Annotated in this window: 20 protein-coding genes and 1 tRNA gene; 6 read left to right on the plus strand and 15 right to left on the minus strand. The window is 52.0% G+C overall.

From position 1 onward, the window contains the following. Position 1: 1 nt before the first annotated feature. From PMIT1303_RS03865 to PMIT1303_RS03875, 3 genes are read right to left on the minus strand one after another with little or no spacing between them, the layout of a single operon-like run. Positions 2-616: a chromophore lyase CpcT/CpeT gene (locus tag PMIT1303_RS03865; RefSeq protein WP_063397593.1), complete on the minus strand. Its 615-nt coding sequence runs from the start codon at positions 614-616 to the stop codon at positions 2-4. A 17-nt stretch (positions 617-633) separates the two neighbouring features. Further along, positions 634-1167, minus strand: a complete 534-nt coding sequence (locus tag PMIT1303_RS03870) for a phycobiliprotein lyase (protein WP_063397594.1) — start codon at positions 1165-1167, stop codon at positions 634-636. Continuing rightward, positions 1157-1345 carry a hypothetical protein gene (locus tag PMIT1303_RS03875; RefSeq protein ID WP_011826832.1) on the minus strand — a complete coding sequence of 63 codons (189 nt, stop codon included), beginning with the start codon at positions 1343-1345 and terminating at the stop codon, positions 1157-1159. The genes PMIT1303_RS03870 and PMIT1303_RS03875 overlap by 11 nt, the downstream gene beginning before the upstream one ends. Positions 1346-1812: 467 nt before the next feature. Here PMIT1303_RS03875 and PMIT1303_RS03880 point away from each other — a divergent pair, with 467 nt between their 5' ends. Together PMIT1303_RS03880 and PMIT1303_RS13950 are read left to right on the plus strand one after the other, a co-directional pair. Continuing rightward, positions 1813-2118 carry a hypothetical protein gene (locus PMIT1303_RS03880; protein ID WP_063397595.1) on the plus strand — a complete coding sequence of 102 codons (306 nt, stop codon included), beginning with the start codon at positions 1813-1815 and terminating at the stop codon, positions 2116-2118. Positions 2119-2121: 3 nt separating this feature from the next. Then, a complete protein-coding gene (locus tag PMIT1303_RS13950) occupies positions 2122-2343 on the plus strand; it encodes a hypothetical protein (protein WP_063397596.1) in 222 nt (73 codons plus the stop codon). Positions 2344-2351: 8 nt separating this feature from the next. On the opposite strand, the gene PMIT1303_RS03890 is transcribed toward PMIT1303_RS13950, so the two are convergent. The 12 genes from PMIT1303_RS03890 to psbB all read right to left on the minus strand — a co-directional run bounded on the left by PMIT1303_RS03890 (position 2352) and on the right by psbB (position 11976). After that, positions 2352-2606, minus strand: coding sequence for a hypothetical protein (locus PMIT1303_RS03890; RefSeq protein ID WP_063397597.1), 255 nt, complete (start codon positions 2604-2606; stop codon positions 2352-2354). A gap of 10 nt (positions 2607-2616) precedes the next feature. After that, positions 2617-2689, minus strand: a tRNA-Phe gene (locus PMIT1303_RS03895). Positions 2690-3033: 344 nt separating this feature from the next. Next, positions 3034-3300 (minus strand): hypothetical protein, encoded by a 267-nt coding sequence (locus PMIT1303_RS13955; protein ID WP_231901299.1) that lies wholly within the window; start codon positions 3298-3300, stop codon positions 3034-3036. Between the two features lie 517 nt (positions 3301-3817). Then, on the minus strand, positions 3818-4483 hold the full coding sequence (locus tag PMIT1303_RS03905; protein ID WP_231901301.1) for a ComF family protein: 666 nt from the start codon (positions 4481-4483) through the stop codon (positions 3818-3820). A 66-nt stretch (positions 4484-4549) separates the two neighbouring features. Continuing rightward, positions 4550-4825, minus strand: a complete 276-nt coding sequence (locus PMIT1303_RS03910) for a DUF2470 domain-containing protein (protein ID WP_011826823.1) — start codon at positions 4823-4825, stop codon at positions 4550-4552. Positions 4826-5014: 189 nt separating this feature from the next. Continuing rightward, positions 5015-6298, minus strand: coding sequence for an FGGY-family carbohydrate kinase (locus PMIT1303_RS03915; protein ID WP_063397599.1), 1284 nt, complete (start codon positions 6296-6298; stop codon positions 5015-5017). A 7-nt stretch (positions 6299-6305) separates the two neighbouring features. After that, the gene (metK, locus tag PMIT1303_RS03920) at positions 6306-7565 is read right to left on the minus strand and encodes a methionine adenosyltransferase (RefSeq protein ID WP_063397600.1); all 1260 of its coding nucleotides are present in this window, start codon (positions 7563-7565) and stop codon (positions 6306-6308) included. Then, complete coding sequence (locus PMIT1303_RS03925; protein WP_063397601.1) at positions 7562-8374, minus strand: HAD family hydrolase; 813 nt, start codon at positions 8372-8374, stop codon at positions 7562-7564. Before PMIT1303_RS03925 ends, metK begins: the two co-directional genes overlap by 4 nt. A 16-nt stretch (positions 8375-8390) precedes the next feature. Continuing rightward, positions 8391-9494, minus strand: a complete 1104-nt coding sequence (locus tag PMIT1303_RS03930) for a 30S ribosomal protein S1 (RefSeq protein ID WP_063397602.1) — start codon at positions 9492-9494, stop codon at positions 8391-8393. A gap of 101 nt (positions 9495-9595) precedes the next feature. Then, positions 9596-10072, minus strand: coding sequence for a transcriptional regulator NrdR (gene nrdR, locus PMIT1303_RS03935; RefSeq protein WP_063397603.1), 477 nt, complete (start codon positions 10070-10072; stop codon positions 9596-9598). A 212-nt stretch (positions 10073-10284) separates the two neighbouring features. Then, on the minus strand, positions 10285-10392 hold the full coding sequence (locus tag PMIT1303_RS03940) for a photosystem II reaction center protein T (protein WP_011131033.1): 108 nt from the start codon (positions 10390-10392) through the stop codon (positions 10285-10287). Between the two features lie 51 nt (positions 10393-10443). Beyond that, positions 10444-11976 (minus strand): photosystem II chlorophyll-binding protein CP47, encoded by a 1533-nt coding sequence (psbB, locus tag PMIT1303_RS03945; RefSeq protein ID WP_063397604.1) that lies wholly within the window; start codon positions 11974-11976, stop codon positions 10444-10446. Positions 11977-12227: 251 nt separating this feature from the next. On the opposite strand from psbB, the gene PMIT1303_RS03950 reads away from it, so the two are divergent. The 4 genes from PMIT1303_RS03950 (at position 12228) to PMIT1303_RS03960 (ending at position 14980) form a co-directional block, all read left to right on the plus strand. Continuing rightward, positions 12228-12590, plus strand: a complete 363-nt coding sequence (locus PMIT1303_RS03950) for a 2Fe-2S iron-sulfur cluster-binding protein (RefSeq protein WP_063397605.1) — start codon at positions 12228-12230, stop codon at positions 12588-12590. A 155-nt stretch (positions 12591-12745) separates the two neighbouring features. Beyond that, on the plus strand, positions 12746-12850 hold the full coding sequence (gene psbM / locus PMIT1303_RS12765) for a photosystem II reaction center protein PsbM (protein WP_011131030.1): 105 nt from the start codon (positions 12746-12748) through the stop codon (positions 12848-12850). A gap of 525 nt (positions 12851-13375) precedes the next feature. Beyond that, positions 13376-13831, plus strand: a complete 456-nt coding sequence (locus PMIT1303_RS03955; protein WP_063397606.1) for an acyl-CoA thioesterase — start codon at positions 13376-13378, stop codon at positions 13829-13831. A gap of 12 nt (positions 13832-13843) precedes the next feature. Next, a complete protein-coding gene (locus PMIT1303_RS03960) occupies positions 13844-14980 on the plus strand; it encodes a DNA-processing protein DprA (RefSeq protein ID WP_063397607.1) in 1137 nt (378 codons plus the stop codon).

Raw genomic sequence — 14980 nt, forward strand, 5'->3', positions numbered from 1 at the left:
TTCAGTGTGAGGCAGAGCGCAACCAGCTTTCGTTAAGATGATCGCCTAGATTTACAATACGTTGGAAGTGAAGTGGTCCGTGCTTTGAGCCCCAGAGCTGTTCATGTGTTTTTGGGTCAAATCCGCGATCTCGACTAATCCAAATTTTTTCATCAAACTCCACCTCGCTGACCAGATAAGTCATGGTGTTGTTGCGAGGAACTAGGCAGTTGTTACCAGGTTCAACTTGTCCTCGATATTGGTTTGGTTTTACTTCCTTGAAGTGCATAGCGCAGCCGCGTCGCGGAAGGAGCGTATCAGCGCATAGGTGATTGAGCAGGTCAGGGTAAAACCCTGCGCCAGCAAAGCGCTTAGGTTCTTGCAAACTATAATTCTCCAATATGAATGCTTCTTTGTTTGCTAGTAATTTATGCACGCCCTGGCGATAAGGACGCCAGGGCGCATAGTCATAACTTTGCTCTGAATAATATCCAGGCCCTTGAAATACATCCCATAATAGTGGCCTAAAGTAGATATTGATTCTGGCAAAGTTGATTGGATCTTTCTGAGCTTGTGCCTTGTTGCTGTAGTGAGCAGCTAATGTTTTGGCGAAACCTAGTAAAGAACTCTGACGCATCTTGTTTTGTTGACCCTTTAGTTTTTTAGACTGCGCACTTCTGAGGCAAAAGATGTTTGCAGGACGCCTGAGCCTTCTGATGTTCGTAGAACAGATGACCGGCACCGAATGTGTTTGGAAACAAACCAGATTCTCTCTTCAGCAATAGATTGCCCATATTTGGTCATCAGCAGGCAAGTCCCATCTGATAGGAATTCGTAATTTGAGACAGCTTTTTCAGCTTCTGCATAGCCCATACTTCTTAAGATCACCCCTTTCTGATGGGTTTTTGGGATAGGTATTAAAAGGCATGAGCCCGATGTGTCCTCTGACTTTACATTTGGCTCCCAGTCACTTTCAGCTTGCCATTCTATTTTGAACGGCGATACGGGCATTCTGTTGAGACTTGTCGTGGACTTCAGGAGTTGGATAACTTCCGGCTCTTCGGTATTCACCTTTTGGATGCGAATCTCGCTTAGTACTTCCTCAAATTGTTGGAAGGCTAGTGAATGGCTACTTCGCATTGACCGCCATGTCCCTTCACTTTGATCAACGAACTGCTCAATGTTCATCAAGAGATTCGTTTGAGTCTTCGTTTTTAACACTTGGCTGATTGCCACTGGCTTTTTGAATCATGCGTACCATGGAGTCAACCATCATCGACATCGCCATGGGAATTTCTTTCCCTGAGGGGGTTAGGGCAGATTGATCACCGGGTTGTTCACTTGAAGGGGGGCGAAACAGAGGCATGGGGAACGACGGTGATGGAAAGTTCAGGCTTTAGCCCTTTCGAAGCTCAATGGTTTGCAGGGAAATCAACTCCCTTTGGCCATGATAAACAAGCAAGAGGTGTCTTCCTGTGAGCTGGAAGCCAAAATCTTTAATTGTTTTCAGTTTGCATGGCTTCATGATTTTTTTGGCTTGGATATAAGGTCATCAACCTATAGATTCATCCTTGTCAGTCTCTAGCAGGCGAGAGGAGAAGAGCAATCAGTACTCCCTTAGGTATAAATACTTGCGAACTGTCTGGCTCGGTTTCGCTGCCGGGCCATTGACCCAGGCGATTGCCTTAACTAAAACAAGCTCTATCTAATCTCTGGAAAATTACGCCACCAGCCAATCGCTGCTTGCTTCATCTGCTCAATCTTGTCTTGGTCTCGTGGTAGCAATTGGAGAAGATGTCATGAAACCAACTTTGCCTCGTTGAAGCTTGTGAGATGGACAGCGAGCTTGGCACCGATACCATCGGCAAGATTCTTTCTGGGAGGAAATATCTGATGACGGTCAGTGAAAACCAGGCCTCTGTTGAAAAGTTGCTTAGTAAGCAACTGCATGGTTTTAGTCAGTTGAGTGAGGCCTTGATTTTGAGGCTACTTCAGCTTGAAGAAAGGGTCGCGATACTTGAGAGTAGTCAATTTTTGAAAGATGATGGCTGCCATCAAGCCACTAAGAAGCTCCTTGTTGATAGTGAGGAGCGCGTGAGGCACCTGCAGGGGCTTTTAGATGTTGATCCAGACCGATGAACTTTGTTCAACCTCACTTACGCTATTTCATCAGAAGGTCAGATCCTTAAAGAGGTTAAGCCTGAGAATAGTGAATCAGACCAAGCCTTTAATTTGAAGACAGAAGATTTCCAGGCAGAGGGGAATGTTGATCAGGGTCTTGAGAATGGGGATGGGACCTTTGACGATGATGTTGGCGATACTCAATGCGTGGAGGATGCGCAAACAAATCTGCTTTCATCCTGATCTATATTTTAGATCAGATCAAGAAGTCGGATGCGAAATTGAGCCACTTCTTTGGCAATGGATGGAGATCCTAATAGGAATGGATGGTCCTTGATCGTGTCTAGGACTAGATTTAGCTTAGTCTCCTGACTAAGCTTATTCTCCTCTTTTTTAGACTGATAGTTTTTCCAGGCCTCATCAAATATCATCGCAAAATTGTCTGCATTATTGAACAGGCGGTCGCTCTTTTCGTTGGACGGAGAGAAAGACACGGCAATGGGCATCTTAAATTGATGCCAGGACCCAGATTTGAACTGGGGACACGGCGATTTTCAGTCGCCTGCTCTACCAACTGAGCTATCCCGGCGCGTCGCTTTCGCGACCTCGGAATCTTAAATCACTGGGTGAGGCAAAGCCTTGCCAGGGTGGCGATGAAATCATTGCCTTAGACCGCTGGGTCAAAAACCTTGCTGTGGCGCAAACCCAATCGCCTCTTGGCGGCGATGATCATGATGCTGCAGGGGGCAGTCCAAAGGTCATCAGTAGTTCAGCACTGGCGTTGGCTTCCCTGCGTTGATGGTGAGCTTGTTTTTTGCCATCAAAGCCTTGTGCCTGATCGATCGCTCTAGTCTTTGGGGTGATGAGCTGCGCACTGTGATCCAGGCGTTTTAGCTTGCAGGCCTTTCCATCTTCGATTAGCTGAAAACCGACTCACACCCTCCCTTCTATGACTTGATGCTCGGGGGCTGGGGGCAGTCTGTTGGACAAAGCGCTATCAGCCTGCTTGTTTCCTCCTGGTTGGCCCATCTGGCTAGAGGAATTCTCCTGATTGCTCAGGCTGCCAGTTTGGCTCGGTGTCGTGTTCGAGCAGTTGATCTTGTCGGTCTGTTGGCTTTCTGTATTCTCTGCCCTATGCGCTTTTAATTGAGGGTAAAGGCTGTGCCTGGCGGTAGCCATGCTGGCGTTCGCTGCAGTCATCGGAATTGTTCCAAGTTCTCGGTGGATGATCTATTGCTCGGGATATCTCTTTAACCCTTCCACCAATTGTTGGACTTCTCTGCCAGAATTATCTTTGCTCAGCAATACCTTGATTAGGGCATTGGGTGTGCATCTATTTGGAGACTGGGCGTATTCATTTTGCTCCTAAATGGTTGGGCGATCAGAAGAGGTTTGTGGAAGCTTTAGAGGCTTGGGATCGCTGAGGTTGGAATTGGCTGTTTGATCGCAGCAGTCTCTGGGGAGGAATCCTTTCGCGGCTCATCTCTGTGGGCTTGTCTCGTCTAAAATCATTGCATTTTCGTGCTACTTCGTTGTTTTAGTTTCTATTTTGCTGCCAGCCTTAGCAGTGGTGGCGGTTGAATTGCTACTTCGCTCTTGAGGCGAATGGTTGTCATTGTTTTTTGCTCGATAATCTTCCAAGGGGCGCAATGATTTTGAGCTGTCAGCAATTTACCCAGCCTTAAATATTGGTTTTAAACAGGGTTGATTATCAAGATCACGTTTGTGATTGTTGAGAGGATTGATGTTTAGGAGTTTTGGCGAGGCAGACAACACCGCCTACAGTCAGGCCAAGATTTTGCAAGCAATTCTTGGCTGCCAGAGCTGTGGCACCGGTGGTGAGGATGTCATCAACAATCCAAACCCGATGAAAGGACCAGTCAGTTGAGTTGTTGCTAAGGCCTGGCACCGCCTCGAATGAATGAATTTGATTTCGCTGGCGTAGCTGTCGGTCGAGATGGTGTTGACCCACGGTTGCATAGCGGCGGCGTAAGAGGCCATGGCAGGGACGGCATAAGCCATTGGCCAGAAGCTGGGGTAAAGGATTTGCTCGGTTTAGGTTTTCCCAGCTCGGAATCGGGACCAGCACAGCGTTGATGGGGACGAGCGGGGTCAGCAGTTTTGCTAAGGCGTGGATCGCTGAGAGCTTCCGATCGCGACGCAGATTCAACAACAGTCGGCGGAGATGACCTTCGTACCAACCCAGAGTCCGCCAGTTCAGGGGACTTAGGCCTCTTAAGCCATCGGCTGGTAGATCGAGTTTCATGCAACAGTTCAGGCAAGGCTTGGAAGACTCGGCATCTGAGGTGATCGTTGCCCGGCAGATGGGGCACTGGGGTTGCATGAGCAGGGCATGACCTGCTCGAACCAGGGATGAAAGCAATGCAGTTCAGCTTCTGAGACAAGGATTCCCCTTGTTCTTATGGCAGGGTTCCCTGATGAGGCCATATCAGCCAGATGATTTCGGCATGGCTTTCAGCATGGCCACCAGAGTGTGATGGGCATCTTCACTATCGGTGAGGGTGTGGTCGAACTTGATCTCTAAGGCATCCCCATCCACTTCAAGTTCCATCGTTTCCGAGGTGATTAAAATCATCTTGGCTGTTTGGGGGTCTTTAATTCCTCCGTAGTAACGCGCATAATTCATGACAGCCTCGGCATGGTCGCCATTCATGTGGCGACAGATGCGTGCACTGACATCAGGGGTGAGGGGGTCGGAGCTCATCAGCAGTGGTGTTGGAAATTTTGAGACTAGAGATTGGAGAGCCTGAAGTGAGCTCTTACCAAGAGGAGTTAGTCAAAGCGTTGTTAAAGACGGAAGTATCTCTAGTTCGATCACATTGAAGCTCATTGAACTTTTCTTCATGACAACCAGTCCAGTCAAAATGTGGTCATGCCATTTGGTTAGCACCATTCAGCGCTGGTGATCCGATTCTTGCTTGGTACTAACCAAGTTGTGTTGAGGAGAGATCGCTTGCAAGGCCAGACGGGCTACTCCGGCAGCTGGTGGGTTGGTGCAAGTCTTGACGGGTATGCCAAGGATCCGTTCTCTTAATCGACGCCATTGGGGATTGCGTGCACCTCCTCCCAGGCTGATCACTTGCTTGGGAGGGGGCGCGCCAAGTTCTTTGAGACGTTGCCAGCCTTGCAATTCGATGCGTGCGAGGCCTTCCAGTAGGCCATGGAGGTAGAGGGAATCGCTCACAGGTCGTGGAGTTAGCTGTGGTTCGAGTGTGGGATCGTCAATTGGGAAGCGTTCGCCGGGGCCGGGAAGAGGGCGCAGCATTAGACCACTGTTGAACTCTGGATTGATTTGGCGGCTTAACTCTTTGAGCTCGGTATCACTGAACAGTTGTCGAAGGACGCTGCCACCGGCATTGGAGGCTCCGCCGCAGAGCCATCGTCCGCCAACGCGATGGTTGGTGATGCCAGCACCACGGATTGGACCTTCCGTAAAACGTTTCAGCACAAGGGTGCTGCCCAGCACGGTGATGCCGTCGTCGGGACCTGCATTGGCAGTTAAAACAGCAGCATTGGCGTCGGTGGTCCCTGCTACTACGAGGAGTTGTTTCGGTAGGCCAAGGCTTTGGGACTGCTCAGGTGCCACCGTACCCAGAACTTTGCCGCTGCTTACGATCTCAGGAAGTGCTGCCCGCCAGGCTGTTTCGGCAATGCTGGCAGGCCAGGTCTGATTGACTAAATCCCAGCCTAAGCGCAGGTTGTTGCCTTCTTCTCCCCAGCACCAATTGCCTAGCAACCAGCCGCTGATCCAGTCCGCTTGATGGCGTAGCAGAACGCTTTGGCCATGTGTGCTGATTAGTCGTAGAGCCCTTGCCAAGCTACTGCTCACACTTGAGGCTGGTTCTCCATGGGATACGAGGGAGATGAGTGTTTGCCTTTGCTCCGGGCAGCTCAGATTGTATGGAAGGGCTCTGCTAAGGGCTGTCCCAGTGTGGTCGCAGGCCAGCAGAGTTCCTGATGTGCCATCCACGGCTAATGCCCTCAGGGCCAGCCGAAGGTTGGTGGGCAAAGCCCGAATTAGCTCTGTGCAGCAGGTTTTCCAGTCTTCAGGGATCTCAAGCCCTTTTGGATAGTCCGCTGTGCTTGTGTGGATCAGCTTGCCGTGCTCGTTGAGCACGGCAAGCCGTACGCCGCTGGTGCCAAGGTCGATGCCGAGCGCCAGGGACGAGTTAGGCATGGGGTTTCTAGAGGCTGCTTCCCTGTTTTTGTTGTTGGGCCTCTGCTTGAAGCAGAGTGGAGGCCTTGTCCGTAACGTCTTCCCAGGGAAGATTTAGATCAGGGCGGCCGAAGTGGCCATAGGCAGCAGTGTCTTGGTAGAACCGTCCTCCGCGTTGCTGAGGCAGCTTTCGCAACTTGAATTGTTCGATGATGGCACCAGGTCGCAGGTCAAAATGGTCTTGCACCAAGGCTGTGAGTTCGTCATTCGTTACTTTTCCGGTGCCAAAAGATTCCACTAGGATCGAGACGGGTTTAGCCACGCCAATGGCATAGCTGAGTTGCACCTCTGCACGTTGAGCGAGGCCTGCTGCTACAAGACACTTGGCCACAAATCGAGCGGCGTAGGCGGCAGAGCGGTCCACTTTGGTTGGGTCTTTGCCCGAAAAGGCTCCACCACCATGGCGGGCATAGCCGCCGTAGGTATCTACGATGATCTTTCGGCCAGTAAGGCCAGCATCCCCCTGTGGGCCTCCGACCACAAACTTACCGGTTGGATTGACTAAAAAGCGGGTCGCCTCACGATTGGGTTTGAGGGGGAGGTCAGCAGTCGCTGGTTCTACGACATGGGTCCAGAGGTCTTGAGTGATCCGCTCACGGATTCCATTCTCATCCGAGATGCCCTCTACCTCCGAGGTGTGTTGAGTGGAGATCAAAATCGTGTCGATCGCGACAGGACGGTCGTTTTCGTAGACCACACTGACTTGGGTCTTCCCATCAGGTAGCAAGTAGCTCAGAGACCCGTCATGACGGACTGCCGCGAGTTGACGGGCAAGGCGATGGGCGAGGCTGATCGGTAGGGGCATCAGCTCAGGGGTGTCGTCGCAGGCGTAGCCAAACATGATCCCTTGGTCTCCGGCTCCCACCTTGTCAAGAGGATCACCTGAATGGTCGTCGGCTTCATTAACCCCTTGGGCGATGTCTGGTGATTGTTGATCCAGGGCAACGAGCACGGCGCAACTGGTGGCATCAAATCCACCTGCACGAGCACCGCTATAGCCAATCTCGCGGATTACGTTTCTAACAAGATGGATGAAATCAACCTGGGAGTTTGAGGTCACTTCGCCTGTGATGAGGCAGAGCCCTGTATTGACAACTGTTTCACAGGCAACTCGGCTGCTCGGGTCTTGAGCGAGTAGGGCGTCTAGAACGGCATCACTCACTTGATCACAGATCTTGTCGGGATGCCCTTCTGTGACGGACTCAGAGGTGAAGACGTAACGGCTCATGGAGAACTGAAGTTATGCGTAATTTTAGGGTCTGCCTTGACGACTAGATCATTCCAGTGGTGGATGAGGTGGTGGTAGTTCGTCAGTGTTGGGGGTTGATTCCAGCCGGCCATGTAACCAAGGCTGAGACCTATACCAGCCTGGCGAGCCATCTGTAAATCGGAATCGGCATCACCAATCAAGGCGCAGTGGGCGGGGGCTAATCCCATTAACTGGCAGAGTCTTTTGACGGCATTTGGATTGGGCTTGGCTGGTTGATGCTCAGCGCTCCAGAGCTCGGTCACCGTGTCATGAAGATTGTTTTGGTTCAGGAAGGTCTCAATCCCTGAGGCGCTGTCATTGCTAATCACGGCGCAGATCACCCCTTGTTGTCGCAGCGCTTGCAAGAGCGAAAGGGCACCTGGTAGCAGAGTTCTCGTTGTTGCTAGGCAGGGCCCTTCATTCTCAAGAGCATCCACAGCTGTGAACACTTCATTGGCCAGAGCAAGAGCCTGTGGCCAGCCTTCTCCGAGCAGACAGAACACCGTTGCTGTGGAGATTAGGTTGTGATGCCTTGACGCTACGGCGATGGTTCCGCCTGGATCGAGTCCTTCAGCGTTGAGTCCATAGGCAGCAGAGAGAAGTTCCTGAATTTTGCAAACCACACTTTCGCTGGCATTCCCTCGGTGAAACCTACGAATGGCTTGTTCGATTCTTCCTTTTGCCAGAGTGAGCAGGTGGGGTTCGCTATGGCAAAGGGTGCCATCCTTGTCGAACAGCACCCCTTGGATCTTGCCGATGGGCGTCCCCTTCAGCAACAGTTGAGGCATGGGCTAGCGATCAGGATTAGTCGAGGGGGACAACTTCTGGATCTTCGCCTTCTTCGGCTTGCTCGAGCAGCATTTGCTTGTAACGGGCGGCCATTTCTTCGGCTTTGTCAAAGACTTTCTGTGGATCGGTGAGCATGTCTCCGGGTTCGGGCTCAAGGGCCTTGGTAGATAGTGAAATTCGACCTCTCTCCGCATCGAGATCGATGATCATGACCTTCATCTGATCATTCACGTTAAGAACCGAGTGGGGGGTCTCGATATGCTCGTGACTAATTTCGGAGATGTGAAGTAGGCCACTCACGCCACCGATGTCGATGAAGGCTCCGTAGGGCTTGATGCCGCGAACGGCGCCGATGACGACTTCGCCAACCTCGAGGCGATTCATCTTCCTTTCCACCAGAGCACGGCGATGGCTCAGTACCAAGCGATTGCGTTCTTCGTCGACTTCGAGAAATTTCAAAGGTAGGAAGTCCGCGACAAGCTCTTCCTTTGGCTTGCGGGTGCTGATGTGTGATCCCGGGATGAATCCTCTCAGGCCTTCCACCCTTACCAGGGCACCCCCGCGATTGGTCGCAAATACTTCGGAGTAGATGGTGGCATCTTCCTTTTGCAGCTGTCTTACCCGTTCCCATGCACGTTGGTATTCGATGCGGCGGATTGAAAGGGAGAGTTGTCCGTCTTCGTTCTCCTCACTCATGATGAAGAACTCACGGATCTCTCCGGGGAGTAAGACGTCGCTGAGTCCTTCAACCCGATTGATCGACACTTCCTGAAGGGGCATGAAGGCTGCGGTCTTGGCCCCGATGTCGATCATTGCCCCCTTTGATTCAAGGGCAAATACCGTGCCGTTGACAATGTCACCGGGCTTGAAGTTGTAGTCGTACTTGCTCAGTAGCGATGCAAATTCATCGAGGGTGAATCCAGCTCCACTCAGGTCGTTTTTGGCTGCTCGGCTGCTCGGGTCATCGGCTGTTGGGACATCCTCTGGAATGCTCAGGTCTTCTTCAGCCAAGGCTTGCTTGGCAGCTTCGGCTGTTTCAGAAGTGGTATTGATTACCTGCTCGCTGTTAGTGCTTTCAGCAGCAGAGTCCTGAACTTGTTCAGTAGGAGTCGCAGACATTGTTGGATGGCGGTCTGCCCTATGGCAGTGCGCAAGGAAATCCGAGTGGCCCGCCGACCTTTCGGAATTAATTGATCACTCTACAGATTGACTCCTTATTCTCAGCGAACGGCTGCGAGCTGTTCCTTGTTGGCATGAATGCCTTCAAGTGCTGCTACGAAATCATTAATTCCACGGAAATGACGATATACCGACGCAAAGCGTACGTAAGCGACTTCGCTCATTTCCGATAGTTGGTCCAAAACCATTTCGCCGATTTCAGCACTATTCACTTCACGCCCACTTCGTTGCTGAAGTTGCAGTTCAAGCTCGTTCACCATTGACTCAAGTCTGTCTTGCTCGAGACCGGTTTTTTGACAGGCAATTGTAAGGCCATTAAGGATTTTACTGCGATTGAAAGTCTCCCTATTACCATTACGCTTCAAAACTGTGATTGGAACAGTTTCGACGCGTTCGTAGGTCGTGAAGCGAAAGTCGCAATGTAAGCATTCACGGCGCCTTCTTACACTTCGCCCGGCATCAGCAGCGCGGGATTCAAGTACCCGACTATCAGTGTTTTGGCAGGAGGGGCATTGCATGCCCGTAAGACTCCAATTTTAGTGAACTAAGTCTAGACAGTAATTCGAGCCTTGAGAAGGACCTGTTGAACTGCATTCTCAGGCTTTAGTGCAGTAAATCCTTTGCGAGACAATGAGACTGCATGATTATTTGGATCAACGAGATTGGAGTAAGAAGTGCTTAAAGACAAAAAAAAGCCCCGCCGAAGCGGGGCTTTGAAGAGATTGGCGTTTTATTTGCCACTGTCTTTACCGATTTTCGGCGGATCACGGAATGCAACCGCGAAGAACAGAGTGGCAACCACCAGGGTCATTAAGAGGGTGTAAGCAAAAGCATCCATTGAGAGTCTCCGTAGGGTCGATCAGCTGAAGGTGTAGTTCCTGTTGAAGGCTTAAGTTTGCCCTGGAACGCGACGAGTAGAAGAGTCGCCCAACTTTTGGAAAACACCGAATTCAACTTGGTCGCCAAGGTCAGGATCGATTCCTGCAAACACGTCGCGGTACAAGGTCCTAGCTGCATGCCACCAGTGACCGAACAGGAACAAGAGCGCAAAGTTGACGTGAGCAAAGGTGAACCAGCCCCTAGGCGAGCTTCGGAAAACACCATCTGAAGCATAGGTCTCGCGGTCGAAAGTAAAGGCTTCACCAAGTTGAGCCTTACGAGCGAGACGCTTTACATCAGCGGTATCAGTGAAGGTTTTTCCATCCATAGAACCTCCATAGATGGTTGCCGTCACGCCTTGCTGCTCAAAGGAATTCTTTGCTTCAGCACGGCGGAAGGGGATGTCAGCACGAACGACGCCGTTCTGATCTTCAAGTAATACAGGGAAGTTCTCGAAGAAATTCGGGATCCGGCGTACCTGGAGATCATTACCTGCCCTGTCTTGGAAAGAGATGTGACCGAGCCAGCCAGTAGCAAGGCCGTCGCCATTCACCATGGCGCCAACTCTAAATAGACCACCCTTTGCAGGGCTGTTGCCTACGTAGTCGTAGAAGGCAAGCTTCTCAGGGATAGCGGCATAAGCCGCCTCTTGAGTAGCGCCGTCATCCATGGCTGATTGGACACGACGGTTGATTTCAGTTCTGTAGAAATTTTGGTCCCACTGATAACGAGTAGGTCCAAACAGTTCAACAGGTGTGGCAGCAGATCCATACCACATCGTTCCTGAAACGATGAAGGCGATAGCGCAAACAGCCGCGCAGCCACTGGCTAGGACTGTTTCGATATTGCCCATTCGAAGGGCTTTGTAAAGCCGTTCAGGTGGGCGGTTGAGCATTTGGAAATGGCCACCAAGGAATCCAAATATTCCTGCAGCAATATGGTTCGCCACAATGCCGCCTGGACTAAATGGATTGAAGCCAGCCGCTCCCCATTCAGGAGCGACGTTTTCCATATGACCTGTTAGTCCATAGGAATCAGAGACCCACATCCCTGGACCATAAAGTCCAGATAGATGGAAGGCTCCAAAGCCGAAGCAAACAGCACCTGCAAGTGTCAGGTGGATGCCGAAGATTTTTGGAAGGTCTAATGCAGGCTCTTGAGTGCGTGGATCTAGCCAAAGATCAAGATCCCAGTAGGTCCAATGCCAGATTGCGGCCAGCATTAACAGGCCACTGAAGATGATGTGAGCGGCAGCAACACCTTCGAAGCTCCAGAGGCCTGGATCAACACCGGTTTCACCGGTGATGCTCCAGCCCCCCCAGCTGCCAGTAATGCCGCAGCGGGTCATGAAGGGCATGACATACATGCCTTGCCGCCACATGGGGTTGAGGACGGGATCCGAAGGATCGAAGATGGCTAATTCGTAGAGGGCCATGGAGCCGGCCCAGCCGGCTAACAGGGCTGTGTGCATGAGGTGCACGGCCAGAAGTCGGCCGGGGTCGTTGATAACGACCGTGTGCACCCGATACCAGGGCAATCCCATGGGTCAGGTTCGGGGGAACGAAACGAAGCTGCTAATGCAGCCAGACCCGCAGATCGTAAGACGTGCACCATTAAGTGTGGAGAAGGTTGTCGCTAGCTGCAACGTGCAGTGATACATGAATAGCTCTTAAAAGAGTGGGTTTGGAGGGCTATCGATTTCGTCAGGCTGAGGTTTTGCTGAAATTCAGGCTTGGTTACAAACTGCAATGCCGCGCTTGAGACAAAATGGGTTGTCTTTTGCGTTCCAGATCCATGCCCATCATTCGCTTTGTCCGGGAAGGCAAAGATGTTGAGTGCAAACAGGGCGAAAATCTCAGGGAGGTTGCCTTGCGCGAGGGAATGGAGCTCTACGGGCTGAAAGGAAAGTTGGGGAACTGTGGAGGTTGTGGTCAGTGCATTACTTGTTTTGTTGGAATTGAGGGTGAGAGCAAAGTTGCTGCGCTTTCACCACGAACTGAGGTTGAGGAAATCAAGCTCAAGCGCCGCCCTGAGAATTGGCGCCTTGCTTGTCAGACCATTGTTATGTCGTCAGTGATCGTCGTGACACGACCACAAGAAGCCCTGCTTAATGCCAAGAGTCGTCTTGATGCGGCGCGTGCGCAAAAGCTGTCTTAATAGGCCAGTTAACCCCTCGAATCAGAGGGGTTAACTGGTGTGATCTCAGCTGGTTTTGAAAGGGCGTGGGCTGCTACGCCCGGTGACGAGGCTTGAGCAGATTGCAGTTTGGGTAGCTTGCGGGTGATACTTTCGCGGAGTAATCCTCTGCGGCCATGCCTGTAAACAACTTCGGCTTCCTAGCCACCCTTCTGTTCGTAGCGGTTCCGATGTTGTTTCTGATTGGTCTTTACATCCAGACCAACAGCAACAAAAGCTGAACAACTTCTTGCTGGTTTGAAGGCCATCCGCTTGCCAGTTTCAACTGCGTTCTTGGTCCTGGTCAATCAGGACTGAAGCGGTTTCATCAACTCAGGTGAAGTTGCTCACCGGAACTCCCAACCAGCTTGTCGAGGTCCAAAAGGCCCTTGATAAGTTCTTCTTGGCGACTCTCTCAAGCAATTGAAACTAGATCTTCGTTCTCTTCAACCGCCATCTGGGTCACACTCGCTTTGATTCATCCCTGCTTGATGGGTGTTCTCATTGCGTTGGGGCTGATTCTCATTGACTTGCCAATTTCTCGGGGGGAAGGGGTTACAACTCTTTTGGTGGGGTTCCACTATCTAGATGGACAACTTTCAGGAATCCAGACTTAGCCGACAGATATCAGCTGTTTTGAACTTGGGAAGGTCAGTTCGGGTAGAGCATTTTCAGCATTGCTTCGAGCTAGTTCTTGGTCAGTAGGTTCTTTTGCAAGCTTTACCAGGCTTTGCAGCAGCCTATGGCGAGTGAGCTAGGAGTCCAGCATGCTGATGAAGAGTGAGAAGACTCAGCCTTGGAAGCTGCGTAAGAGGGTGTTGCCGCAGCACACAGATCACGCTGGGGTGATGTGGCATGGGGCCTATTTGGCATGGCTGGAGGAGGCTCGAGTGGAGGCTTTGGCGCAGGTAGGTTTGCCCTATGAGCGCATCTCCGCAGCCGGATTGGAGATGCCTGTGGTGCGTCTTGAGATTCACTATCGTCGTGCGCTTCGCCATGGTGAGGTGGTAGAGCTGGAGAGTTGGTCTCTGCCCTGCGATGGGGTGCGATGGCCCTGGTTCACAGTTTTTGCATCGGAGGCAGGGGATCGGGTCGCTGATGCTCAGGTGGATCTTGTCCTGCTCAATGTCATGGGCTCGAGGCGGCGGGTGCTACGTCAACCCCCAGAGCCTCTTGCGAGTGCTTTACGGCAACTACAGCAGGGGGCCGTGCCGCGCCTATAAGATCATTGGTTCATGCGTACTATTTTACTTGTGGAACGTCGGCATTGGTGGTGGCTTTGGAGCCGCTGTCCAGGGATTGGAACTGCTCGAATGGCGGACCTCGAGGCGCTAGGCCAGGCTCACGAGGTCAGTCTGGCTGAGCTATGGACTTGGCCTGAGGAAAGGTTGCGCAAGGTGCTCTCCTGGCCGACAGCCTTGTTCAAAGACTTGAGCCTCCACCGCAGCAAGTGGGGAACTTGTCCAAGTTTCGACGTGCCGGAGGATGTCTTGTTGCCTGTGGATTTGCTTTGGCCGGAAGGGTTTCGTGCCTTGAAGCGCCCCCCTTTGGCGCTTTTTTGGCAGGGCCGGCAGGAGCTTTTGGGATGCCTTGGGGCCCGTAGGGCGGTAGCAATTGTTGGCACACGAAGGCCTTCGAACCATGGTTTGCGTGTGGCTGAAGCATTGGGTCGTGCTTTGGCACTAGCGGGTTGGCCTGTGATTAGTGGCCTTGCAGAAGGGATTGATGCGGCTGCCCATCGCGGCTGTTTGGAAGGCGGTGGTGCGCCTGTGGGCGTGCTGGGCACACCTTTGCAGAAGGTCTATCCCCGGCAGAATGAGGGCCTTCAAGCTCTGGTCGGGGCTCAAGGGCTGCTAGTCACAGAGCAGCCTCGGGAGATTTTGGTCAAGCGCGGTTGTTTTGCAGCCCGTAATCGCTTATTGGTGGCCTTGGCAAAGGCTGTGGTCGTAGTCGAGTGCCCCGAGAGAAGTGGAGCCTTGATAACAGCGCGGCGGGCAATAGAGCAGCAATGTCAGCTGTTTGTCGTGCCCGGAGATGCAAGGCGATGGTCGGCCCTCGGTAGCAATGCTTTGTTGTTGGATCAGGCTTCCCCTTTGCTAAGCCCTGAAGCTCTTGTAAAACAACTTGGTACTGGTCCGCTGGCGGTTCATTCTCCTTCGGTTGCTTTTGATTTATCTGGTTCTCGCTCTAGCTCACGAACCGGCCAGCATGGCGATAGAGCACTGTTACAGGCCATTGGCGATGGGGTGTCCCTGGAGGATTTGATGACCGGTCTGAATCTGTCTTCGGCACGATTGACAGAACAATTGCTGCAGTTGGAGTTGCAGGGTGTTGTGGTGGCAGAGCCTGGGTTGCATTGGCGTTTGGCCTAG

The organism is Prochlorococcus sp. MIT 1303 (assembly GCF_001631965.1).
Classification (GTDB): domain Bacteria; phylum Cyanobacteriota; class Cyanobacteriia; order PCC-6307; family Cyanobiaceae; genus Prochlorococcus; species Prochlorococcus marinus_D.